The sequence below is a fragment of the Ihuprevotella massiliensis genome (assembly GCA_900095835.1).
GTDB lineage: Bacteria > Bacteroidota > Bacteroidia > Bacteroidales > Bacteroidaceae > Alloprevotella > Alloprevotella massiliensis.
In genome coordinates this window covers 588,478-613,598 of record LT608321.1, presented here as the reverse complement: position 1 = coordinate 613,598, position 25,121 = coordinate 588,478, and the positions used below count along the sequence as shown (strand labels likewise).

20 protein-coding genes and 2 tRNA genes are annotated in these 25,121 nt (G+C 44.2%); 11 read left to right on the top strand and 11 right to left on the bottom strand.

Annotated features, from left to right (window positions below; genetic code table 11):
* Window positions 1–9: 9 nt before the first annotated feature.
* From BQ2633_RS02715 to serB, 4 genes are all read right to left on the bottom strand, one after another.
* Window positions 10–1,245: a 4-alpha-glucanotransferase gene (locus BQ2633_RS02715; protein ID WP_346048030.1), complete on the bottom strand. Its 1,236-nt coding sequence runs from the start codon at window positions 1,243–1,245 to the stop codon at window positions 10–12.
* Between the two features lie 421 nt (window positions 1,246–1,666).
* Window positions 1,667–1,739: transfer RNA gene (locus BQ2633_RS02710), tRNA-Gly, on the bottom strand.
* Window positions 1,740–1,745: 6 nt separating this feature from the next.
* Window positions 1,746–1,829 (bottom strand) — tRNA-Leu (locus BQ2633_RS02705).
* A gap of 350 nt (window positions 1,830–2,179) precedes the next feature.
* On the bottom strand, window positions 2,180–3,400 hold the full coding sequence (gene serB / locus BQ2633_RS02695; protein ID WP_075564912.1) for a phosphoserine phosphatase SerB: 1,221 nt from the start codon (window positions 3,398–3,400) through the stop codon (window positions 2,180–2,182).
* Between the two features lie 228 nt (window positions 3,401–3,628).
* Between serB and BQ2633_RS02690 the strand changes: the two genes are divergently transcribed.
* The 3 genes from BQ2633_RS02690 (at window position 3,629) to BQ2633_RS02680 (ending at window position 6,466) form a co-directional block, all read left to right on the top strand.
* Window positions 3,629–5,017 (top strand): DNA recombination protein RmuC, encoded by a 1,389-nt coding sequence (locus BQ2633_RS02690; protein WP_075564911.1) that lies wholly within the window; start codon window positions 3,629–3,631, stop codon window positions 5,015–5,017.
* A gap of 80 nt (window positions 5,018–5,097) precedes the next feature.
* A complete protein-coding gene (locus BQ2633_RS02685) occupies window positions 5,098–5,736 on the top strand; it encodes a deoxynucleoside kinase (protein WP_075564910.1) in 639 nt (212 codons plus the stop codon).
* A gap of 109 nt (window positions 5,737–5,845) precedes the next feature.
* Window positions 5,846–6,466: a deoxynucleoside kinase gene (locus tag BQ2633_RS02680; RefSeq protein WP_075564909.1), complete on the top strand. Its 621-nt coding sequence runs from the start codon at window positions 5,846–5,848 to the stop codon at window positions 6,464–6,466.
* Window positions 6,467–6,535: 69 nt separating this feature from the next.
* Here BQ2633_RS02680 and BQ2633_RS11655 read toward each other — a convergent pair whose 3' ends face one another.
* Window positions 6,536–6,853, bottom strand: a complete 318-nt coding sequence (locus BQ2633_RS11655; protein WP_428829837.1) for a methylated-DNA--[protein]-cysteine S-methyltransferase — start codon at window positions 6,851–6,853, stop codon at window positions 6,536–6,538.
* A gap of 1,355 nt (window positions 6,854–8,208) precedes the next feature.
* On the opposite strand from BQ2633_RS11655, the gene BQ2633_RS02665 reads away from it, so the two are divergent.
* From BQ2633_RS02665 to cas3, 8 genes are all read left to right on the top strand, one after another.
* On the top strand, window positions 8,209–9,264 hold the full coding sequence (locus tag BQ2633_RS02665; protein ID WP_083233913.1) for an HU domain-containing protein: 1,056 nt from the start codon (window positions 8,209–8,211) through the stop codon (window positions 9,262–9,264).
* Between the two features lie 167 nt (window positions 9,265–9,431).
* Complete coding sequence (locus BQ2633_RS02660) at window positions 9,432–9,980, top strand: FHA domain-containing protein (RefSeq protein WP_075564905.1); 549 nt, start codon at window positions 9,432–9,434, stop codon at window positions 9,978–9,980.
* 29 nt (window positions 9,981–10,009) lie between these two features.
* Window positions 10,010–10,486 (top strand): hypothetical protein, encoded by a 477-nt coding sequence (locus BQ2633_RS02655; protein ID WP_083233912.1) that lies wholly within the window; start codon window positions 10,010–10,012, stop codon window positions 10,484–10,486.
* Between the two features lie 124 nt (window positions 10,487–10,610).
* Window positions 10,611–12,602 (top strand): NAD(+) synthase, encoded by a 1,992-nt coding sequence (locus tag BQ2633_RS02650; RefSeq protein WP_075564904.1) that lies wholly within the window; start codon window positions 10,611–10,613, stop codon window positions 12,600–12,602.
* A 371-nt stretch (window positions 12,603–12,973) separates the two neighbouring features.
* The gene (locus tag BQ2633_RS11550) at window positions 12,974–13,261 is read left to right on the top strand and encodes a hypothetical protein (protein ID WP_346048025.1); all 288 of its coding nucleotides are present in this window, start codon (window positions 12,974–12,976) and stop codon (window positions 13,259–13,261) included.
* A gap of 90 nt (window positions 13,262–13,351) precedes the next feature.
* Window positions 13,352–13,762 (top strand): BT0820 family HAD-type phosphatase, encoded by a 411-nt coding sequence (locus BQ2633_RS02640; RefSeq protein ID WP_075564902.1) that lies wholly within the window; start codon window positions 13,352–13,354, stop codon window positions 13,760–13,762.
* 217 nt (window positions 13,763–13,979) lie between these two features.
* Window positions 13,980–16,604, top strand: a complete 2,625-nt coding sequence (locus BQ2633_RS02635) for a transglycosylase domain-containing protein (protein ID WP_075564901.1) — start codon at window positions 13,980–13,982, stop codon at window positions 16,602–16,604.
* A gap of 134 nt (window positions 16,605–16,738) precedes the next feature.
* Entirely contained in the window at window positions 16,739–19,114 is a 2,376-nt protein-coding gene (gene cas3 / locus BQ2633_RS02630) for a CRISPR-associated helicase Cas3' (RefSeq protein ID WP_176720080.1), read from the top strand.
* Window positions 19,115–19,549: 435 nt separating this feature from the next.
* Here cas3 and BQ2633_RS02625 read toward each other — a convergent pair whose 3' ends face one another.
* The 6 genes from BQ2633_RS02625 to BQ2633_RS02600 form a co-directional block, all read right to left on the bottom strand.
* Window positions 19,550–20,320, bottom strand: a complete 771-nt coding sequence (locus BQ2633_RS02625) for a glycosyltransferase family 2 protein (protein WP_075564899.1) — start codon at window positions 20,318–20,320, stop codon at window positions 19,550–19,552.
* A gap of 9 nt (window positions 20,321–20,329) precedes the next feature.
* Window positions 20,330–21,055, bottom strand: a complete 726-nt coding sequence (locus tag BQ2633_RS02620; RefSeq protein WP_075564898.1) for a glycosyltransferase family 2 protein — start codon at window positions 21,053–21,055, stop codon at window positions 20,330–20,332.
* On the bottom strand, window positions 21,052–21,870 hold the full coding sequence (locus BQ2633_RS02615; protein WP_075564897.1) for a glycosyltransferase family protein: 819 nt from the start codon (window positions 21,868–21,870) through the stop codon (window positions 21,052–21,054). Before BQ2633_RS02615 ends, BQ2633_RS02620 begins: the two co-directional genes overlap by 4 nt.
* Window positions 21,867–23,093: a hypothetical protein gene (locus BQ2633_RS02610; RefSeq protein WP_141700114.1), complete on the bottom strand. Its 1,227-nt coding sequence runs from the start codon at window positions 23,091–23,093 to the stop codon at window positions 21,867–21,869. Before BQ2633_RS02610 ends, BQ2633_RS02615 begins: the two co-directional genes overlap by 4 nt.
* Window positions 23,094–23,209: 116 nt before the next feature.
* Window positions 23,210–24,361 carry a GNVR domain-containing protein gene (locus BQ2633_RS02605; protein ID WP_176720079.1) on the bottom strand — a complete coding sequence of 384 codons (1,152 nt, stop codon included), beginning with the start codon at window positions 24,359–24,361 and terminating at the stop codon, window positions 23,210–23,212.
* On the bottom strand, window positions 24,354–25,118 hold the full coding sequence (locus BQ2633_RS02600; RefSeq protein ID WP_075564894.1) for a glycosyltransferase: 765 nt from the start codon (window positions 25,116–25,118) through the stop codon (window positions 24,354–24,356). The genes BQ2633_RS02605 and BQ2633_RS02600 overlap by 8 nt, the downstream gene beginning before the upstream one ends.
* Window positions 25,119–25,121 lie beyond the last annotated feature (3 nt).

Sequence of the window (25,121 nt, the reverse complement as noted above, 5' to 3'; positions counted from 1 at the left end):
AGGATAGTCTTAAACTATNGCAACTTTATCGTAGGTGGAATGTTCGGGCCACTTACTGAAGTCCGGAGTACCAAACTTGTCGCGCAAATAAGAGAAGGCGGCATAAGGACGGAGCCAATGGGAATTCTTGTCTAAGAATATCTTGAACTCTTGAGTTTCTAGCAATTGCTTACCACTTTCTCTAAATGCAAGCAACAAGTAGTCTCGCTTCGTCTTATTGACGCGATCGTAGTCCACTTGTGGAAGTGCATTGAGCTCGCGGAATTCTTTATCGAATTGAGCTTGCTTCTGTGCATTATTCAATTTGGGCACCTCTCTTAAGTCTACGTACATGGGATGGAAAGCGTAGATAGAGATGGAGTTGTAGGGATATGAGTCTACCCAGGTTCCTGTGATAGTGGTGTCGTTGATGGGAAGAATTTGCAGCGCTTTCTGTTTGGTTGCAACTGCCCAATCCACCATGTGTTTCAAATCTCCAAAGTCGCCCACGCCCTGACTGCCCTCACTGCGAAGGGAGAAAACAGGAACGGCAGTTCCTGCAATGCGTGGGTGGATGTTAGAGAAGTAAACTTCTATTTCTGGAGCAAAGAAATGTACTCCTTCGTCTAGTTGAGGAAGTAGGAGTTGTCGATTATTTCCACCTTCCCATTCTTCCACCTTCCCTGTGCTGTTGAGAGTAACAAATTTGTAGTCGCTTGACGGTTCCAGTTGTTTGGTGTCAAGTGTGAGTTGCCAGTGGTTGGCTGCAACCTCTTCAAGAACGATAGCTTCAGCAGGATTCCACGCACCGAGTGCCTTGCTTTCTCCGACAAGAGCGAGTTTAAGCCCACGCTGACGAAGGGTGGGGCAAAGAACTCGAAGAGTATAAGTAGATTTGGCTAGTGAAGCGCTAGCAGGATGTTCTGCTCCAAAGTCACCAGAAAAGGCAAGTGAGAAGAGAGCATTATGTTGTGGAAGGTCGCGCCAATTGTCAGTCGCAAAATAGGCGGCTTCGACTTGGCTTTCTGCGTGAATGATGTGGCGTTGTGCTCCACGTTCTTGACGCACGCGTTGTGTGCCGCGCCATACGCTATAGCGGTAGGTGACCAATTCTCCTGCGTGTCGATGAGGCAATTTGACAGTTGTTTCCCACTGTTTGCCATCCTCTGTAGATAAAACAACAGGGTTATTCGCATTGCCATCTATTTCAACTGCAATGTGTTCTCCCCATTGTGTGAGGTAATTAAGTTGGAAGTGGATAACCATATTTCGTTAGTCTTTTTATCGGTATTATTTAAGATGCCTATGTTCTGACATGATAACGTTTCGTCCTCAAAAGTACAAACTTCTTTCGAAATGACGTGTTTTTTTGCAGCAAAAATGCAATGTTGACCACTATAAAATCATCAATACGTGACTGACTTTAGAGGGAAAGATGTAAAGGTGTAGAGATTACTTTCAGGGTGCTAGGCACTAACCTCTCTCGATTTTCCTTTTTTCTAATAGAATGTTGGGAGTTTTAGTTTGAAAATCAGTGGTAGCAAAATATTCTCTCAATAATATACCTTTCTTCATCTTGAAAGTTTTCTTTGCTATGTGGGATAAAAGGCGAAAAGCGGAGTGCGTAGCATAGTTAATATTGGGCACAAAAAAAGACTATCCAAAAGAGGATAGTCTTAAACTATAGAGCGGAAAACGAGACTCGAACTCGCGACCCCAACCTTGGCAAGGTTGTGCTCTACCAACTGAGCTATTTCCGCAGAATGTGAAGAGGAGGAGACTCGAACTCCCACGTCGCAATTGACACTACCCCCTCAAAGTAGCGCGTCTACCAATTCCGCCACCTCTCCATTCATGCAACGCATCTTTTCGTTTGGGTCAGCTCTAAGGGGGGAGGCTGAACTTAAAGTGCGTCTTCGAGTATGCAAGTTGTCTTGCTTCTCGATTGCGAGTGCAAAAGTACAATGTTTTCTCGAAAGTACCAAATGTTTTGTAGAAAAAAAGATTCTATTGTTGATTTTCTTTCGAAAATGACGTTGCCCATAGAGATTTTTCTTTGTATAAAAGCAAAAGCAGAAGCGCCCCCTTTGAGTTTGCTTCTGCTTTACTGGATTGTTTCTTACGCGATGTGTTTAAGCGAAGAGGTGGAATAGACCTTTTGCAGAAACCTCTAATGGTGATTTTCGTAAGATAAACTGGTTTACTCCTGCAGATAAGAATCTTTGAATCCCAAAAAGTAGAGAACGCCATCGAGTCCCACCGTATTAATGCTTTGACGAGCATTGGCCACCACACGAGGCTTGGCATGAAAAGCGATTCCCAAACCAGCTGTAGAGAGCATGGGGAGATCGTTTGCTCCGTCTCCAACAGCAATCGTTTGTTCTAAATCCACCTTTTCCACTTGGGCAATCAGACGTAGAAGTTCTGCCTTTCTTCTGCCATCTACGATCTCTCCCACGAAACGTCCTGTTAGACGATTGTTCTCGTCTACTTCTAGTTCGTTGGCATAAACATAGTCGATGCCAAAACGGCGTGCCAGGTGTTCGCCAAAGAAAGTAAAACCACCACTTAATACTGCAATTTTGTAGCCGTAGCGCTTCAATACCGACATCAAACGCTCCACACCTTCAGTGAGAGGGAGTTGTTCGGCTATTTCTTCCATCACACTTGCGTCCAATCCCTTTAATAAAGCGACGCGTCTGGTGAAACTTTCTTTGAATTCGATTTCTCCTCGCATGGCTGCTTCTGTGATGGCACGCACCTCGGCACCTACCCCGGCACGTTCTGCCAATTCGTCTATGCATTCTGCCTGAATTAAGGTTGAGTCCATGTCGAAGCAGATGAGACGGCGCATGCGGCGATACATGTTGTCGTGTTGGAAAGAGCAGTCCATTTCCAACTCACTGCACAAATGCAGTAGTTCGGCTTGCATGTCTTCGCGATTATGAGGAGTGCCGCGAAGAGAAAATTCTACACAAGCGCGCACCCCTTCGCCTTCAGGTTGTGTCAATGGCACACGTCCTGTGAGACGATGGATGCCGTCGATGTTCATGCCTTGATTAGCAACCAATAGGCTTACAGCTTCCATTTGACGCGCTGTGAGATGTCTTGCTAGCACGGTCAAAATGTAGCGATGTTTGCCCTGAGCTGCCACCCAATGATTATATTCGTCTTCTTCGATGGGATAGAATCGCACATTAACGTTGAGTTCCGTTGCTTTGAAAAGGACTTCTTTCATCACTTGTCCAGAAGTAGCGGCAGGAGTACGAATGAGAATGCCGAGCGATAGAGTGGAGTGGATGTCCGCCTGACCGATATCAAGGATATCTACATCATATTTGGCCATAATAGCCATGAAACCCGCAGTGAGTCCAGGACGATCTTCGCCTGTAATGCGGATGAGAATCAATTCTTGTTGCATTGGTGTTGAGAAATTCCTCTTTTATAAAGGAGATAAGCCCGCCTATTCAGGAGGGAAAGTCGAAGTTTGATTAGCGAAATTAAAAAGAAAATCAGAAGCAGCCAATGTTTTTCAGCGTTTTTCCGTAAATTTGCAAGTGCTTCGGAGGAGATTCGTCTACTACGATGCAAGAATCCACTTTCTGATAACCTATATCCCCTATTATAAATTCACTTATTCATTCGCATTATGCTTCCTTTTATCTTTGTCATCCTGGCTCTCATCATAGGACTTCTGTTAGGCTATGTTGGAGCTCGCAAGTCGATGGGGGAAACTCATGCGATGTATCAGCAACAGCTTGAAGAAGTGCGCAAGAATGCGCAAACAAATGCAGAGCAACAACAGGCACTTTTTCAACAACAGCTGGCAACTGTTCGCAATGAATTGACTGGGCAAACTGAGCGTTTGCTTCGTGAGCGTAGTCAACAATTGACGGAGGAAAATAAAAGTCAGCTGTCTTCTGTGTTAGAACCTTTACGTAGTGGTCTTCAACAGATGAAGGATAGCGTCGAAAAGACCAACCAGTCTCAGGAAGACACGATGCGCCGTTTAGACGAAAGCATTAAAGCTACTCTCATGCAAACTAAGTTGGTGGGAGAGCGTGCAGACCGTTTGGCTACCGCCTTAACCGGAGAAAATAAGACACAAGGTAACTTTGGAGAACTTCGCCTGCGCACTTTACTGGAAAATATGGGGTTTGAAGAAGGCGTGCAGTTTGAAGAGCAAATCACTTTGCGCGATGAAGCTGGTCGTGCTCTCAAACATGACGAAACGGGAAAGAAGATGATTCCTGACGTAATTCTTCATTTTCCTGATGAACGTGATGTCGTGATTGACTCTAAAGTTTCTCTCAAGGCTTTTGAAGATTATTATAATACCACAGACGAAGGCGAGCAAGCTGCTATATTACAGCGTCATGTAGCTTCTGTGCGGGCGCATGTCAAAGAACTCTCTAGCAAGAATTATGCACAATATAATGCCGTAGCTGGTCGACAACGCCTTGATTTTGTGGTGATGTATATGTTTAGTGAGAGTGCGCTGAGTCTTGCACTTGCTGCTGAACCGACTCTTTGGAAAGAGGCTTACGAACAAGGGGTGTTTATCACAAGTAGTCAAAACTTGTATGCCCTTTTGAGGGTCTTAGAGATGTCTTGGACACATCAACGGCAAGTGGAGAATCAGCAACGGATTGTTGAAGAAGCCAATAAGATGGTGCAACGCGTGCAGCTCTTTTGTCAACGATTTGATGAAGTAGAAGATTATTTCAATAAGGCGCATAAGAAGTTTGATTCTGTCAAAAAACTGTTGTCACCTTCTGGACAGAGTATTGTTAATGCTGCCAATCGCCTAGTGCAATTAGGAGCGAAGCAAGATGCTCGAAAAGCGGCTTTGCCTAAAGCGGAGTTGCTTGAAATAGAGGAGGAAACCGCGGCTTCTCATGAGTTGAGGGAAACGACTGTATTAACAGAAGAATCAGCCAATAATGTAGCAGTACCCTTTGAAAATCCGAGTTTGAGTGACTCTGACGAGACTGACGCCCCCCTCTTTACCATCACAGCTTCTCCCTCCCAAGTTTAATTGAGAAGGTCTACCTTTTATTAAATCAGCGCATTTCTTCTGAAATGAAGTTTGCGCTTCCAAACGTCTAACATATAAGTATGCACATTGCCATTTCCGGAAACATCGGTAGTGGAAAAACCACTCTCACCACCTTGCTTGCTAAGCACTATGGGTGGACGCCAAAATACGAAACTGTGGCCGAGAATCCGTATCTTGACCTTTTCTATAAAGACATGAAGCGATGGGCTTTCAATCTTGAAGTTTTCTTTTTGAAAGAGCGTTTCAAAGATGTGTTAGATATAGCACAGTCTGAAAAGACAATTGTACAAGATCGGAGCATCTTTGAAGGTGTTCATATCTTTTCTGCCAACAACAAAGATATGGGGAATCTTGACGAGCGTGATTTCGATACCTATATGGAGCTATTTGAAATCATGACTTCTCTTGTTGATGCTCCTGATTTATTGGTGTATCTTCGCGCTTCAGTTCCGCACTTAGTAGAAAATATCCGCCGTCGTGGACGCGAGTATGAACAAAGCATTCCAATTGCCTATTTGGAAAACCTCAATCGACGTTATGAGAATTTTGTCGGTGAGAAATATCCTGGAAAAGTGTTGGTGGTTGATGTTGATGATATTGATTTCTTGCATAATCCCACTGAATTTGCTGGTATCATCGATCGAATAGATGCTGAACTTTTTGGGCTTTTTCAAGACGACAATGCTGTAAAGTCATAAATCAGACCTTAAAATGTGAATCCTTGGTGGATGTTAGCCAATGCAGCCCCATCTACTTCAAATTACAAACAAACTTGCTTCTTAATTTCTAACGTATAACGTCTATAATATGCATATCGCTATAGCTGGAAACATCGGTAGTGGAAAGACCACACTCACCAAGATGTTGGCGAAACACTACGATTGGAAACCTCTTTTTGAACCAGTTGACTATAATCCTTATCTTGAAGATTTCTATCAAGATATGAGTCGCTGGTCATTTAATCTTCAAATCTATTTCCTCAACAAGCGTTTTAAGGATGTGGTGTCTATATCTCGTACCGAGGATGCCATTATTCAAGATCGCACTATCTTTGAAGATGCCAAAATCTTTGCCCCTAACCTTCATCGCATGGGAATGATGAGTGATAGAGATTTTGATAATTACACGGATCTCTTCGAACTTATGATGTCGCTTGTCGAACTGCCTGACTTGATGATTTACATTCGTTCTTCAATTCCTAATTTGGTGTCACAAATTGAAAAGCGTGGACGTGATTTTGAAAAAACGATGCGTATCGATTATCTTCAAGGGCTCAATGAGCTTTATGAAGGTTGGATTGCAGATTACAAAGGTCGTCTGTTGGTTATTGAAGGCGATACACTCAAATTTGAGAGTGATGGTGAGGCGTTTCGACAAATTACGGATCGTATCGATGCTGAGCTATTTGGGCTCTTTCCCAATGAATAAGCGCAGTTATTATTCTACGAATAAAAAGGTCGAGATTTTGTCTCGACCTTTTTGTTGTTAATTGAATGTTCATAGCAAAATGGCGCCTTCATGGGATAATAAGGCTGTTTTTCTATCGATTCCTCCTGCATATCCACACAGGTTGCCTGATGAGCCCACCACACGATGGCAGGGAAGTAGCACTGATAGTGGGTTGTGTCCCACTGCGGAGGCCACAGACCGGACGAAAAGTGGTGAACAATCAGTCTTATTATAGGCTATCTTGGGTTGTGACAACGTTAAATCTGGGTTAGAGCTCAATTTAGAGTGCACGATTTTTGCCAATTCTGTATAGGTCCAAGTCTTGCCCCATGGAATGTCTAGTAAGGAAGTCCAAACTGTCAACATAAATGGGGTACCATATATGTGTAGCCGAGGTAAATCAGCAGAATCTCTATCTAGATATCGGTGCAACCATTGTACTGTGCGAATGACGAATGGAGCGTCGTGCACAGTTTCCCAAACTTGAGTGTTAATAGTCTTCTTTTTTTCTAAACGATTGGATTGGAGTTCTCCTACCCATCCCAACTGCAAAGCTGGGGCGTGTCGATGGTTCTCAAACCACCATCCTGAGAGGCTATCTTCCAGTCCTGCTAACCAAACATTTCCCCATGGAGTGGTTATCATTGCTTTTTGTAACTTGGTCGGAAATGATGTTGGAGTTGTGAGTATGTCGTGTTGAGAATAGGGGGGCATCATGAGGAGTATTTCAATTCAAACGTTTGTGGGCAGATTCTCTAAAGCGTTCATGTTGTTAAGCAGACTTGAAGTTTCTGTAAATAAATCTAGTAAGTGTGTGAGAAAATCCTGCCATATTTGTTTATTTCTGATATTGTTCTTATCTTTGTATTGCAAAATTATGCGCAGTTTATGTGCGCTAAGAATAAAATACCGACCATGTCACGCAAGAACTATATATCTCCCACTATTGAAGTTATCACAATGCAGGTTGAAGGAGTAATTGCCGGAAGCAATCCTCGCTTACGTATTGATGAAACAAAGACTATCAAGAAGTCTAGTAGCATTTTTTCTCGCGAACTAGATGAACCTTCTTCTTTTTGGGAGGAGTCTGATACGGAATTCTAAAGAATTTCAGATTTCAATCTATGACAAAATGTACAATGTACTTTTGTTAGCTATCGGGATGCTTGTCTAAGTGTCCCCTTTTTTATGGCTGTGAAGCAGGTAACGAAGCGTGCTCCCATTGGATTTTCCTCTCTGTCTAGAGGCTATTGTGCATAGTTCCTCAACTGCAAAGATACTATTTGGGAGTGACTTTTCCAATGAAAGAAGTTTTTTTTCATATAGTTGTTGCAACGCTACAAATCAGGGAAAATCGGAATAGATTTCTGTTGTAGAGCATGAAAAAATATGATATGAAGAAGGGGAAGTATCTAATACAAACCTAGAGAAAGCCCCAATATTTCAAAGAAAGATATTGCGCATAGAAAAGACAAGTTCATGGTGACGAGGTGGGTCTAAATTAGTTATATGGAAGTTCTATTGCTGTACCTTTAAGGGATTATGCAATACTCTACTGTTTCTAAAATGCTGTATTTCGAACGCATCTGCCAAAGCCTCAAAGAGTTGTGCGTAAAACTATCCAGATTAAAGGTTGAAAGCTGGAAAAAACCTATGATTTCAGCCTAAAAAAGCCCTACAAAAACTTTGAAATTCGGGGGTGAAAGCGTAACTTTGCACTAATGAATGACCTCAATTTACATATTAGCCGATTGCTTCTGGAGCATAATTGTGTGATAGTCCCCGACTTAGGTGGGTTTGTTACACAATATAGTCCTGCATACTTCGATGAAGTGGCAGGAGTTTTTGTTGCGCCCAGTTGCCAAGTTGGATTTAATCCTTTACTTCAGGCTGATGATGGATTGTTGGCGCAGTCGTTCATGATAACTAATCATATCTCTTATGATGAAGCTATCCACCATATCCGTTTGTGTGTGCATGAGTTGCGTGAAACACTTCGCACACGCAAAGAGGCTACCTTGCTCTATGTTGGAACCTTCCGACTTGGAGCATCGGGCGGTTATGAGTTTACTCCTATTCGCGGTGGGGTGGATAATCCCCAACTATTTGGACTTTCAGCACTTCCTTTGCAAAAGCTGATGAAAGAAGAAGAGGAGCCTAAGGTGATGCCATTGCGCCCTCGTAAGGATAGTTATACTTTCCATATCAGCAAGTCTATGTTGCGCTCTGTTGCTGCAGCGGCAGTTGCCATTGTGCTCTATTTTGTTTGGGCAGCTCCTTTGAATCGTCATGCAAGTATGCAGCCCACAGAGGCACAAATGTTTGAGCATATAGCACATATCTTGGGAAATGTCACAGCTTCTACTCAACAAAAAACCGAGTATCAGCAACAGTTTGAGTTGAAACAACCTGCAGAAGAAAGCATTAGTGCAGAAGAATTGATGCAAGGTGGTAGTGAAGAAACAAAAGCTTCTGAAACTCCAGAAACTTCTGAAAACGAACCCCGACAGGTTGCTTCTACCATTCAGACTGCCGAAGCCTATTATTCGCTTGTTGTTGCCAGTCAAGTGCCAATGAGTGGTGCGCAAAAGCTTGTCGAGCATCTGCATAAGTCTGGATACGCAGAGGCTCGTGTGGTGCAACACCATAATATGGTGCGAGTTGTAGTAGGACGCTATGTTAGCTATGACGATGCACGAAAGGCGCTTAAGCAAATGCGTCTGGTATCTACAGAGTTTGCTGAGTCTTGGGTACTCAAAGAAAAAAATGCCCCATAAAACGTTTTTCGTAGTGAGTGACAATCTCACACTTTCAAAAGTGAGAGTGAGAAGTCCCCTATACGAAGGCCAATAAATAACGAAAAATTATTACTTTGCCCTCTTTGGTGCTGTCGGTAAATTTACCCAACAGCATTCGAGAGTGGCACTTTTCTATTTTTATTCTCATGAAACGAATTCGTTGCCCGAAATGCGATGAGCCAATCTTGTTTGATGACTCGCTCTACACTCCGGGGCGTACACTCGTATTTGAATGTCCCACCTGCCGAAAGCAGTTTAAAATTCGCGTAGGGGTAAAGGCAGTACCTACTAATGAGGGTGTGCATGACCTCGATTGTGAAGAAAAAGAAGAAGACCAAATGCCTATCGGTCACTTGGTCGTGGTGGAGAATGCGTTTCATCTGCGACAAGAAGTCCCTCTCTTTTTAGGAAAGAATAGCGTGGGACGCCATGTAAAAGGCACGAAAGCTAATGCAGCTTTCAAGACGGTTGACCCCAGTGTCGATCAAACCCACTGCCACATCACCGTTTCTGTAAACAAAAATGGTGCGAAGAAATTTGTGCTACGCGATGGTCCTTCTGGAACGGGTACTTTCCATATGAACGAATTGGTAGGATTAAAGGAAAGTGTCAATGTGGAAGATGGCGCAATTATCACAATCGGTGCTACCACACTTATTCTCCGCGACACTCCTCCTACTGAAACAGAGGAATAATTGCACCTGAGAAACTAAACATTATGATTATGTTCCGTTTAGTATTATTCTTTACACTGCTACTAGGAACTTTTTCTAGTGCCCTTGCTCAACAAACGTTGGAGCAAACGCCCCAAACTTCAGCAACGCCCAATGTTCCTATCAGCGATACGCTCACTGGTACATTTTACAATGATGAGATTGGGCTTCGCATCCATGTAGATTTAGGAAAAGAGCGTCTCATCGTGCCTGGCATGTCCTTTTTAGGTCCCGTCTATGCTTACATGGATGGTCGCATCTATGGTTCATGGATGTTGGTCAAGAAAGAAGTGAAGAATGGCAAAGCCATACTTCGTTTTACCAATGAGATTGGAGCCGATTCGCAAGATGTTGAACTCACTCAGACTGCTGATGGAAATTATTTTTATCGCACGTTGGGTGGCAACAATGTCAAGAAGGTCGTAGGACGTCGTTTGGTGAAAATAGCCGATAGTATGCCCATGAAGCGGAGACCACTCGATCAGTAGTGGTGGCGCAATAATAAAAGACAAAGCCATTATTTAGTGCTACCCACTTCGCCTAGAGGATGGAAAGCACAGTCCCTGAATGGTTTCTCTTCCAAATTAAGATAGATTTCTATACCCCTCAGATATGATAGACGGATTGATAAAGGTTGCAGCAGCCCTGCCACGCGTAGAGGTGGCAGATGTTGCGTTCAATACGCAAGAGATTGAGAGCCTTATGGTTAAGGCAGAAGGAAAAGGAGTTGAAATACTCTGTTTTCCCGAATTGGCTCTCACAGCCTACACCTGTCAAGACCTCTTTGCTCAACAAATTTTGTTGGATGAGGCGGAGCAAGCCCTCATGAAGTTGCTCGAACTGAGTCGCAATCTGCAATTAGTGGTTGTGGTTGGTTTGCCCGTGAGTCATCGCGGCATGTTGTTCAATTGTGCAGCGGTGTTACAAAATGGTAAACTCCATGGTTTGGTTCCTAAGACCTATCTTCCAAACTATCATGAGTTCTATGAAAATCGTTGGTTCACAACTGCTTCTGCTTTGCAAGATAATGTGCAGGTGCGTCTTTGTGGGCAAACAACTAGCTTGGGAACGCAACAGTTATTCCGTGTCAATGACGTCACTTTCGGTATCGAAATTTGTGAAGATCTTTGGGCACCCGTTCCCCCTTCTAATAAATTAGCTATTGAAGGTGCAGAAATCATTTTAAATCTCAGTGCTTCCAATGATCTTGTGGGCAAGACTGATTATGTGCGTCAATTAGTTACAGGTCAAAGTGCGCGTTGTCATTGTGCTTATATCTATGCCGGATGCGGCTTTGGCGAAAGTACTCAAGATTTAGTTTTTGGTGGAAGAGCTTTTATTGCAGAGAATGGTCATTTGCTCGAAGAGTCACAACAGTTTTCTCTTGAACCGCAATTACTCATTGGTGAAGTCGATGTAGAACTATTGCGTAGTGAGCGTAGATCTAACACTTCTTTCTCTCAGTCCATTGCACAGCAGCCTGCGCATGCACCTTATGTGGTGGCTGAGCTCGATATGGTGTTGCGTGAACAACCTTCTTCTCGCATCTACGATCCGCTGCCTTTCGTGCCACAAGGAGAGCAACTCAGTGTGCGTTGTCACGAAATTCTTAATATCCAGAGTTTGGGATTAGCCAAACGCTTGAAACATACCCATGCGCGTCATTTAGTTGTGGGCATTAGTGGAGGACTTGATTCTACACTTGCTCTGCTCATAGCTGTGCACACCTTTGATTTATTGGGGCTCGACCGCAAGGGCATTGTTGGTATCACCATGCCAGGATTTGGCACTACTGATCGTACCTACAACAATGCCTTGCTCCTTATGCAACAACTAGGAGTCACTATCCGCGAAATTCCTATTGCAGCAGCTGTTCGTCAACATTTTGCTGATATTGAACACGATGAAAACCTCCATGATGTCACCTATGAGAATGCCCAAGCGCGTGAGCGCACACAAATCCTAATGGATGTGGCCAATCAAGTGGGTGGAATGGTGCTTGGAACGGGCGACTTATCGGAACTTGCCTTAGGATGGGCTACGTACAATGGCGATCACATGTCCATGTATGCAGTCAATGCTTCCATTCCTAAAACATTGGTGAAGCACCTTGTACGTTGGGTAGCTGAACATATCATCGACGAAAGTTGCCACGATGTTTTGCTCGATATTGTGGATACTCCTATTAGCCCAGAACTGCTGCCGGCAGATGAGCAAGGAGAAATCACGCAAAAGACTGAAGATCTTGTAGGGCCGTACGAACTTCACGACTTCTTCTTGTATTATACTTTGCGTTATGGCTTCCGTCCTAGCAAGATTTTCCAGCTAGCTGTTGGAGCATTTGCCAAAGCTGACGCCTCTCGCAATATTTCATCTTACGCAGAAACTACCATAGCGCACTGGTTGCAAGTCTTTTTCCGTCGCTTCTTCCAACAACAGTTTAAGCGTAGTTGCTTACCTGATGCCCCTAAAGTAGGAAGTTGTTCCCTCTCTCCTCGTGGCGATTGGCGCATGCCATCTGATGCTTCCTCTGCGACTTGGATGGCTGAATGTGATAAGTTGGTCAATACTTACGCACCCATCATGACGGAGACAGACGTTTAAGTAATAGGCTTGCACTGCCGTCAATGTTTTGTGTTAAGTACAAGGACCGTATGCCCAAGTTTCCCCAAACAATGTTGCGCGGAGAACGATTATTTCTTCTCCCCTTGAAACTATTTCTGATGTTTCTTTTGTGTTGCTCTATGAGTGGCATGAGAAGTTACGCACAAAATAGGTCTTCAGAGCTTAAAGCAGACTTTTTTGCTGAGATTTCTGCAAATCGTGATTCCCTCGTGATTGGAGATAGCTGTGTGGTGAGTGTAGTGCTTTATTCAAATCTGCCTTTTGAATCCGTAGAACAAACTCCCCGCAAGATACAATTTCCCAAAGATTTACGCGTTACTCTTTTGTCAACTGAGAGAACGCAACAGCAAGTGCGTACAGCTCGTGGAGTATATTATGCCCTTGTTTGGCAACACTATCGTGTGAGCTGCAATGATGTTGGCCGCATCGTATGGCCGCAACAGCAATTCACAGCAGAACTAGGCATCTATGAAGTGATAGATGATGGTTTTGGGGGATTCTTTTCCTTTGCCCCAACGATGCGTTTAGTCGACAAGCGCAAAGCAAAGTGCAAGACACCAAAGTTTTCACTACCTGTAGTGGAAGGAGTCAAGCGAAGCACTCAAGATTTATTGCGCTCAGGTAGACAAGTGATGTAAGACTTTTCATCCCTCTGTGTCTTTTTGCTCAAATTCAGTATAGGCATCCTTTAGGCATGGACTCTTCACCTTAATATTCTTATTATTTACATGGTTATAGCCGTAGACTTTGATGGTACTATTGTGGAGCATCGTTATCCTGAAATAGGAAAGGAAATCCCCTTTGCTACAGCAACATTGCGACAGCTGATAGCCGATGGACATGAACTCATCCTGTGGACAGTGCGAGAAGGAGAGTTGCTTCGTGATGCAGTGGAGTATTGTCGCAAGCGCGGGGTCACTTTTTTTGCAGTCAATCGTGACTTTGAGGAAGAAGATGGTACAAATAGCGACTTCTCGCGCAAGATTCGAGCTGATCTCTTCATAGACGACCGCAACATTGGTGGATTGCCATCGTGGAGCACCATTTATGCCCTAATCAACAATGGAAAAACTTTGGAGCAACAACTTATTGCACAAGGTACTATTCCCAAGCCAAAACGCTGGTGGTGGCCTTTTTAGGTTTCACACATATCGATTAAACGTACCTTATTCACTGCTCGTGCCTCGCCCTTTGTGTGAAATTCGCGAGTGTTATTTTTTTCACTTTCAAGCCTTGTTTTCCACATTCTATTTGGAAAATCCTTCCTTAAGCAGCAAAAAAAAACGTTTCTCCTTTGTTTGTCGTGAGCTTTGGTGTAATTTTGCTGTGTCTAAGTAGTACCTTTTACAAATTAACATGGACTCAAAACCACGAAATATCTTTCAGCGCATCTTCTCTCCTTTCATTTGGGTGGGGAAGAAGTGCACGCAGTTCGGACGTTGGTATCGTTCGCTCTATAAGAATGCACCTTGGTGGAAAAAAATCGGAGTAGGATTCTCCTCTTTCATCGTCTTTATTATCTTCTATTGCTTTGCAGTGCAATTCAATTTGTTTTGGCTCTTTGGTAAGTCGCCTTCGCTCGACACCATTATGAATCCCAAAACAGCGGCTGCTTCTGAAATATACAGTGCAGATGGTAAGTTGCTGGGGAAATTCTTCAGCGAAAACCGTACGCCTGTTGCCTACGATTCTATTGCACCTAACTTCTTTGATGCACTGATATCCACAGAAGACGAGCGTTTCTATAGTCACCATGGCGTAGACTTTATGGGACTTGGTGCCGCCGTCAAGGATGCAGCGACTGGACATGCACGTGGTGCTTCCACGATTACGCAGCAGTTGGTAAAGAATATGTTCCGCGTTCGTACGGAGTATTCTACTGGACTATTAGGTTACATTCCTGGCGTCAAGATGCTCATTATGAAGAGCAAAGAGATGATTATCGCAACAGAGTTGGAATGGTTCTGCAGTAAGCAAGAAATTCTCACGATGTATGCCAATACAGTAGACTTTGGTTCTAACGCGTATGGTATTAAGACGGCTGCAAAGACCTATTTCAACACCACGCCTGCTGAGTTGAAGACAGAACAGTCGGCAGTCCTTGTGGGATTGCTCAAGGCCACATCTGCCTATAATCCCAAGACCAACCCCAAAAACTCACTTTCCCGACGCAATGTTGTGCTTGACAATATGTATAAGCATGGAAAATTGTCGGCTGCAGAATTAAGTGAATTGAAAGAAAAGCCCATTGAGCTCAATTTCAGTGTCGAAACAGCTTATGATGGTCAAGCACTTTATTTCCGTCAGGCTGTAGCCGATGAAATTAAAAACCTTGATTTGGGGTTAGACCCTTATAAGGATGGCTTGAAAATATACACCACCGTCGACAGCCGTATGCAGAAGTATGCGGAGCAAGCTATGTTCGAGCAAATGAAAGTGGTGCAACGAAATTTTGATGCGCACTGGGGCAAGCAAGACCCTTGGGTGAATGAAAAGAATCAGCCTATTCCTGGTTTTTTGCAAGAAAAGCTCAAGCAAACTGATGCTTACAAAATGCTCAGTGCTCGTTATCCTGATGATCCTCAAAAGGTGATGGAGATTCTCAACACTCCACACAAAGTGAAGCTCTTCAGTTATGCAGGGCAAAACCTAAAGGTTGAGCGCGAAATGACCTCCGTAGACTCTTTGCGCTATATGTTGCATTTCATGCACGCGGGTTTTGTGGCAATGGAACCTCAAACAGGCGAGGTGAAAGCTTATGTCGGTGATGTCGATTTCAACACTTGGCAGCACGACAACGTAAGAGCTACCCACCAGCCTGGTTCGACCTTCAAGCTCTTTGTTTATGCCACGGCGATGAAACAAGGATGGCTGCCTTCTGATGCACGTCTCAAGGATGATTACATCCAAATGAATGTTGTTGATGAGAAGGGTAAGCCTAGTGTGTGGCGTCCCCACAATGCAAATGGTAGATTCTCTGGAGCTAACATTCCTCTTAGAGCAGCTTTTGCGCAGAGTATCAATACTATTGCGGTAAAACTTGGTCAAGAAGTGGGGATTTCCAATGTGATCAAGACGGCACAAGACATGGGAATCAAGAGCAAACTCAATGATGCTCCCTCATTGCCCCTTGGTGCTAGCGATGTTCATCTCATGGAATTGGTAGGCGCCTATGCAAGTGTTGCCAATTATGGTGAGTATGTGAAGCCAACCATGATTACTCGCATTGTAGACCGCGAAGGTAAAGTTGTGTATGAGGCACATAAGGAAGCGCGCACTGTGCTCTCTGACAAAGAAGCCTTCTACATGCAGACGCTTCTTGGAGCAGGTATGACAGATGCTGGTGGAACGTCTCAAGCCTTGGCTAGTCAAAACTACATCGGGCAATGGGTGTGGAACAAGCGCATCGATGCAGGTGGAAAGACTGGTACTTCCAATTCTCATGCCGATGCCTGGTTTGTGGGCGTGACCCCTAACCTCGTAGGTGGTGCATGGGTAGGAGGAGAATACCGCCAAATCCACTTCCGTTCTGGAGCCCTGGGACAAGGTTCTAAGACAGCACTCCCCATCTTTGGTCTTTTCATGAAGAAAGTGTTGTCTGATGCGTCACTTGCTCCCAAATACTTAGCGCGTTATCGCATCCCCGAAGGAGTGAATCCCGCTGACTTAGAAGGACGCTTTGTTTATCAAAGTGCTGATACGACAAGCCACGACAGTAGTTCTGTTGATTTATCAGAAGGTATCGGAGAGGCACCTCGCGAAGAACACGGTGATAATACTCCTCCAGTGGCTCCACCTCACGAGTCTCCAGCTGCCAAAGAACCTGTCAATAGTACCCCGAGTGGTCCACAACCCGTTAAGGAACAGGGGTCAAAGACAGGGGCTAATAAGAATAATGCTGCAACGCAAAAGACCGAGCGCACTCAAACTTCTGGTGAAAAGAAGCCGAAGAAAGTTAGTAGCGATGATCTTTTCAACTAATTGTAACTGACCTTTTCAATATGTTTCATCAGTCAAATTCTGCTGACACTGATAAGGTCTCGATTTATGCTTTACTTATCGTTCCCTTCCTCTCTATGCAAGAGGAGGGGAACGTCATTTTAACTGACAATCTTATGGCTTCCCAACTTCTTCACAACCCATCTCTCATGGCTCACGTGGCTTCTGATGGACGCATTCAGAGTTTAAATGATCATGCTGAGGGCGTAGCTAGACGTTGTGCACAGTTTCTCACTGAAGTTGGGCATCCAACCCTTGCACCTCTGGGTGAATTATTGGGGTGGTTGCATGATTTAGGCAAGGCGCAGCCAGAGTTTCAAACCTATCTTCGTAAGGTTGCCATCGAAAAGACGCTAGCTCCCAAAGCACCTCATAGCATGGTTGGTGCGTCGTATGCAAGCTATGAGCAGCTCACACAAACTTTTCCTGCCATATTCAGCGTCCTTGCTTATGTGATTAGTGGGCATCATAGAGGGTTATATGATTATGATGAATTAGAGGATAAACTTCATAGCTCCGAAACAGGCGAAAGAACCAGACACTGTGTAGAAGACTACAAAATAGGCTTTGGCAGGTTGATGACGTTTCTTCATCAACATGGGCAAACTGTGGAACAATATCTGCAAGAAAAGACGAGCAGTGAGAATGCACAAGCTATGGTGCGTTTGTGTTTTTCTTGTCTGATTGATGCCGATTTTCTCGATACTGAGGAATTTATGGATGGAGTGCGTCAGGAGCTACGCAAAAACACTACTTCTGGATATGATAGTCTGTATGTTCTGCATCAGAGATTATCTGCATTCACGGCAAAGTTCAAAGCCGACAGTCCAGTGAATGCCACACGTGCTCAGTTTCTTGCCACATGTCGCCAACATGGTAGTCAATGTGAATTGGGCTACTATTCTTTGTTTCTACCCACGGGAGGAGGAAAAACACTCTCTTCAATGGCATGGGCATTGGAAACAGCTTTGCATCTAGGGATGCGGCGTATCATTTATGTCATTCCTTACACGTCTATCATCACGCAAACTGCTCAGGTGTTCAAGCAAATCTTTGGTGAGCATAACGTCTTGGAGCATCATTCTGAATTTGAAGAAAGCGTATTATCGCCTAAAGGTCAGGCGCAAGGAGATTCACAACACGCAACTGTTGGAGCTGCCACTGAGACCGAGTCGTATAGTCCTTATCGGCTCATTTGTGAGAATTGGGATGCCCCTATCATTGTAACCACTAACGTGCGTTTCTTTGAGAGTGCTTTTTCGCACAAAGTTTCCGCTTCGCGCAAGATGCACAATGTGGCTCGTTCGGTGGTTGTCTTTGACGAAGTGCAGCAATTTCCCAACGCTTTACTTAATCCCGTGTTACATGGGCTCGACAATCTTCACGAAATCTATCATTGTCAGTGTTTGTTCTGTTCTGCCACATTACCTTCTTTCGACCGCGACCACAATAGTCCTTTCAAACAGGTGAGCGACTTTTATGCACTGAGACATCGATTGTCTCCTATCGTAGAGATTACCGCAGATATGATGGCACCTTTTGAGCGTGTGCGGTATCATCTTCAACCGATTTCGCTGACCTATGTGCAGCTTGCAGAGCGTTTGTTACAGTATGAATCTGGATTATGCATTGTAAATACGCGTAAAGAGGCTGCGATGCTGTATCAAGAACTTTTGCAGCAAGGAGCAAAAGCAGAGCATCTGGTTCATCTCTCGAGAAACATGTGTTCAGAGCATCTGAAGACGGCGATAACTGCTATTCGTGAGCGTATGGCAGGCAACGTTCCAACACTCGTAGTGAGCACTCAGCTTATAGAAGCAGGAGTGGACCTAGATTTTCCAGTGGTGTTTCGTGCGAAAACTGGACTCGATGGTATCATTCAAGCTGGCGGTAGATGCAATCGTGAGGGCAAACGTGCAAAACAAGGGGAAGTGTTTGTTGTAGATCTCGTAGATGGGGGGCAACCTCAAGGCGATTGTCGGGAGGCTGTTTATGCAACTCAAGAACTTCTACTTGCCGAAGGAGCTGATTATAGCGAAAGTCGTTTAGACTATATCCAGAAATATTATGAGCTCTATTTCAAACGTATCAAATCTTTTGACGAACCTAGAATAGCTTCACGACTTTGGAGGAAAGATCGTGCTGAAGATTGGCATTTTGACTTTGAAACTGCTGGACAAGAATTCAAAATCATAGAAAAACAAAACAAGATAGACGTGGTGCTAAAAGATGATAGTTTGGTGTCTCTCATCGAAAGTTTGCGCCATCATAAGATCTATCCTTCTCGTCGTTTGTTGCGCGGTTTGCAACCTTTTCGCATAGCAGTCGGTCCTCGTCAGTTTGTGACCTTATGCGATGCTGGTTGGATAGAAAGGATTACGCTTGATTCAGAATCCTTGCAAGAACTTAATTTCCTACATCCAGATGGTTACGATGCTGCACTGGGAGTTCGCTGGGACAATCCTTTTGCAGAGTCTACGCTCATTGGCTAACTTTGTTGCATCCCGATTTTATCTCTCCGGCTGAAGCATAGACATCTCTTTCTTTTTTGATTGTTAACGAAATAGCGGTGCTTAATAGACTATCCATGTTGGATAGATAGATGAGACTAACCAGATGAAGGTACTAGGACGCTTCGATATAAACGATGAGAGAAATGATAAGGAGACATAAAAGAAAAGGTGTCTCTAGGCATTTGAAATTCTTTGTTTCGGAGCTGAAAAGATAAATGTGGGAGTTATTACAAAAAACGTGGGAAGTTTGTGAGAAAATGTCGGAGTTTTTCTAAAAAAACTCGGACGTTTTTATGATTTTCTCCGACATTTTGTTGCCCACCTTAGGACATGCAGTTTGGAACTTCCGAAGAAAGGAAAAATCCCCCAAAAGAGAACTTGTAAACAGTTGTCTTTTTGGGGGATTTGCTGTATTTATCGTTTGAAATGACTCGTTATCATCTGACATGCCTTATAGCAGTAGGGGAGTGAAAGGAAGAAGAAGTTGGAATACACTTTGTTCTTCTTCAGTGCTCGCAAGCGGTCTTTGAGTCCTTGTAGATAACTTCTCCAGCCAGCGGTGGAGACACCGCCCATGCGCATGGTGACAAGATTGTGTGGAATGTGAACAGTGGTGAGTCGTTGCACATAGATGAGACGAAGCATTAACTCAAAGTCGGCAGCAATTTTCATGTTGAGGTCAAAGAGTGGGTGTTGCTCGTAGACTTCCTTGCGGCAGTAGAAGGTAGGATGCGGAGGAGCATAGCCCAATCGCATCATCCAGGGACGGAAGTGTCCTGCTGTGTAGTGACGTACTGGGACATCTAACGCATGAGGCTGAACAAAGTAGAGATTGCCATAACAAGCATTGATAGTCGGATCTGCAAAGGCTTGAGCTATGTACTCGAGACTATGAGGAGTGCTGAAGAAATCGTCACTATTGAGAATACCCACCACTTGACCTATTGCCAAGTGCAGCCCTTTGTTCATTGCATCATAAAGCCCTTGGTCAGGTTCGGACACGATGCGCAGTTTTCCTTGAAAAGCAGGTTCAAATGAACGAATGATTTCAAGGGTATTGTCTGAAGACACTCCATCCACCACGATAACCTCAAAGTCTTGATACGTTTGTTGCAGCACCGATTGCAGGGTATCAGCAATCGTTGCAGCACTGTTGTAGGTAGCGGTGATGATAGAGATGGTCATAGCTCAGAATTATCGAGTTAGAAGTTTTGAAGAGAGGATGCGTTTGAAGAGAGGAAGCAGAATGCGCAGGCGGAAAAGGACTTTTTCTTTTAGAGTGTAGGGACTCTTTTGGGCTGTGCACGATGCATTGTTGCCGTGGCGACGGAAGAGAATGAGGGGTTGGTGGAGGAAATAAGTATTGAAGAAGAAAGCAGCCACATTGCCAATCCAAATGTCGTGCATCGGTAATTGCTTGGGGAAGGGGAGGGCTTTTTCAACGACTCTTCGGGTAAACAACATGCAACAACCTAGGTAGTAGTTGTGCAACAAGAGATTGTACCACTTTCCGGACTTCATTCCTGTGAGTTCAAAGAAGGAGGGATGCACCACATTCAATGATTGGTCCGTGACATGACAGTCGCTGATGACGCAGTCGTAACCGTTGCGAATGGGGATCATCATTTCTTCCACCTTATTGGGCATCCACACATCGTCTTGGTCTGAAAGGAAGATGTAATCTCCTTTTGCCACTTGTAATGCATGCTCAAAATTGCTGATGAGTGAGCCATTGCAGGGACCTTTGACCCAACGAATAAGTGGACTTTGAAAGGATTCTACTACTTGTTTTGTGTTGTCTGTCGAACCATCGTCCGACACAATGACTTCATCGTCTTCTGATAGTTGGGGAAGAATGGAAGCTAGTTGTGCGTGGAGGGTTGAAGCACCATTGTAAGTGGCTATGCAGACAGATATCATGTTTGAAAAAGATAATGCGTAAAGAGAGTGGTGAGGAATCTAAGAGAGCGTGTGCGAAGGCTGAGAGCGAGGGTGTGGCGCAACACTTGATAGTGATGTTGCCATTTCGCTTTTGTGATGTCAAACTCGCAGTGTCGTGCGCTCTTGAGGTAGAGTCGATAGCGTGGAAGTAAGACTTCTGTACGCGTTTGATGGTTGGAAAAATCTTGTTGCGCCGTCAGTGGCAGCAGGGTAAAATGTGTGGTGCGCTGGCGTATGCGGCGTATGAACTGAAAGTCGGCAAAGTCGAGTGCCACTTTTTCGTTGTAGCCTCCAACGGCTAGAAAGTCTTCGACTCGCACACAGAGTCCGCTATTGACTGGAGCGTAATCGAAGAGGGAATGTTCGCCAGCGGTCAGATATGCAGCCTTGATGCTCCATGTATCGATGGTGGCAGGCGAGAAAGCTCCCGTGTGAGTGGTTAATGATGGTGCAGCTACGATGGTACTTTCTGAAATTTGCAAATACTGTTCTAATGCATGAGGCGGAAAGAGCGTATCTTGGTCGAGTAGCAAGAGATGAGTGTAGCCATGTGTTGCTGCATAGCGTGCTGCTGTATTGTAGTGGTGCGATAATCCTGGGTTGTCGGTTGCTCGCTGATAGACTAACTGTTCGGGCAATGACTGGGTGTCAACTTCAAAATCGGCAGGTGAATTGTCGCCAATATAGATGGTGCCAGAATAGTCCGTGAGCAGACTTTGGATGCTCCGGGCATCTTGCCATCGACAACGATAGATGACCACAACGGGAAGGAGAGAGAGAGTAGCTGAAGTCATGTTGCAGAGCCAAGTGGGAGAGAGTTGGGCTTTCGGAGGTGAATGATGTGTGCATAAATCATCCACAACACGGTCATACCTTGGGAGTTGAGGAGAAAGGGGTTGGTACCGGCAACGAGCAAAAATGCAAAATAGGTAAGAAAGAGTCCCATATTGAAAGCATCTTTTCTGTGTTGGAAGAGAACTTTGAGCGGATAGAGATACACCGCAAGGATGGCTATAGCTAACAGTCCATAATTACGGAGCAATTCGATGTAAATCCACTCTGTTTGAGCTGTGAGCCGTCTAAATCCTTCGGAATAAAAGAGTGTGCCAGTGCCCTGTCCCCAAAAGAGGTATTCTGGATGTTCATTGAAGAGGTCTAAGTAGGAGGATAGGTGTCCGTACTTGATGGCATTGGAGACATCACCTTTTTGTGTGGCAAGAAGTCCAATGAAGAATAGGAAGGCTATTCCTGCCAGAGCCAATAGAGGATAGAAGAAATACTTCGCCTTCGGACGCTTGTTGATCCAGTTGTAGCTGATGATCCCTATGATGAACAAGGGAGTGAGCATCATAGCACGTGTGCCGCTGATGAAGAAAGCAATCGTGAGTAGGATGCCTAAAAGGGTGTATCCGAGTTTGCGCCAAAAGGGTTTTAACTGTTGAGTGAAACTCGCGAAAAGAACCCAATAAAGCACAGGGATTAAACTCACGATGGAGCGGTAGTACATACCAAACACTTGCACACCTAACCAATTGCGTCGGGTGATCATCACCATTTCATTGTGCTCTTGCGAATAGGTGAAGAGCGCAAATTCAAAAATAGGGCTAGAGCAAATGAGCGCGTAGAGGGTGAGGATGACGATGGTGGTGATGAGCGTTGGAACGATAGACAATCGTAAAACATCATAATGGCGCACCCACAGGAGCAACGTGAGGGGAGCCATACTTTTGAACACGCCATTCAGATATTCGTAGTCTATGGAAGCTCCTTGCATTTCTGCAAGGATATATCCTATGGAGATGACCATAAATACCCCTAAGATATGTGGCAGAAAGCGCCAATCAGGGCGATAGAAAAGGATATTAAAACCTAAGAATAGAATGAATAGCTTGTCTTTGAGATGAAGAACACTATTGGAGGGGTCGAGCATTAACACCAAAAGAAAGAGGGCAAAAATGAAATTGCCCACTTTCTTTAGAAAGGGATAGGGAGTATGTGGTGCTAATAGTGCTGACATATTCAAACTGTCGGTTATGATGGGGCGACAATTAGGGGGAAAACTTCGTTTTGTACTTGATTTGTATGTGACGAATTGCTCTATTGTGAGTCCGCAATAGACTTCTTCTATTCTGATTAAAGAGAAGAGTTAAACCCTTCAGGGAGTTCACTGGAGGTTAATGGTAAATCTTCGATTGAATTATCGTTGTCTAGACCTTCACTAAAAGAAGGCTCACTCTGAGAAGTCGTGGGTTTTGAAAATAGCAGACGGAGGTAGTAGTAAGCTGCAGTTCCAACGATTCCAACGAAAAGAAAGGCCATGAGAAGCATAATCTTTTTTGGAGAGGTAGGGCGGTTGGGTACGGCTGCGTCATCAATGATGGTGAACACGGGAGTGCGTTCTTGAATTTTTGCTTCTGACATGCTGGCCTGCTGCTTCATTTGAGTGTAGGCAGTAAAGGCATTTTGCATTTCATTTTCAAGATCGCTTTCTACTGTGGTCACGCTCTTGAGAGAAGCATCTATGTGTGAGTCTGCAAAAGCTGCATATTTGTGCTGAATGGCAGTGTATTTCTTTTGAAGTTGTTGCGCCAAACTATGATAATAGTGATAGTCGGTGCGTGCTTTATTAGTGCGATATTCCTTGATAAACTCTTGGAGATTCGCTTGTGCCACGTCGACCATTTGTTTGGCTACTTCGGGATCTTGGTCAGAAACGGCAATGGTGATGACGTCTGTCTCTTTGTCAACGGAGCAGATGATGCTGCCTTGCATCGCTTTTACCATGGTTTCTTGTTCCACCGTGAGATGATTAGGGTCAATCTTCTTGTTGGTGATGGGATCTTCATCCTTACTCTTTGAAAAGATAGATTTGATGCCTTTGATTGTTGCTTTGATAGCAGTGGTCCACCAAGGTGTGCGGCTTTCGGTTTCTAGATAGGCTGCGTAGGTGGGATAGGCTTTCTTTTGATGCGTTTTGACGGGGGTTTGCAACAGTTTGATAAGAAACTTATTGGTAGATACGACATCTGGATATAAGTTTGGGCTGATAGCATCTTCGCTGTTGCCCAAGTTGATGCCTGCCAAAGAGGAAAGGTTGCCCATCATCCCAGAGAGTTTACTGTCTTTTTGAGATTCTGATGCCATGCTCACCTTTGAAGTATAGGTTTTAGGTATGCTGAAAGCTATGACAAGACCACATATAATGGTAATAAACCCATTGATGACAAATTGGAACTTATGTTGGTTCCAAGTTTTGAGGAGAGAAGAGAAATCAAATTCACGCATGAGAGTGATATTGTTTTGTTGCATCATTAATTTTGATGCCAAACCAACGATTAAGTCTTGCTTTTATACCTTCCTTTTTGAAGTGTAGCCAAGAAGAAAGTTGGCCACAAAGTCCAAAATTGCGTCGTACGATGGTGAACATCTCACGGCTGTATTTGCGATTGTTGGATACTCCATCAAGACTATGGAAGGAAACCACTTGGTCATTCAGTTTTGCTTTGAAGCCCATTGCAAAAAGTCTTTGGTTGAGATCGAAATCTGCAAAAACTTTATAGCGGATATCGTAGCGATGCTGGTGGAAAATCTCGAGTTTGTAGAAGCATCCTTGGTGAGGTACTGTGTTGAAACGTTTGATTCTTTCATCCCATAAGGGAAAATGATTGAATCCTCCGTCGGTAACTACGGGACAACAGAGCATATCATGGTCTGTTGCTAACAGAGTTTTGAGTGCTTCTGTAGGGATTGAGAGAAGACTGTCACCTGCATTCATGTTCACAACGAAATGTCCATGAGCATATTGCAGTGCCTCGTTCATTGCAAAATAGATACCTCCATCTGGGCGACTGTACCAGTAGTCAATAATGTGACTAAAACGCTGTATTTGCTCGATGGTACCGTCTGTGCTTCCTCCATCTAAGACGATATATTCTAAATCTGGTGACTTTAGCGCAGCTATGCTCTCGAAAGTCTTGATAATGTCGTCTGATGCATTTCGCACTACTGTGACGACGGTGAGAAGAGGACGATGAGCTGACATGGT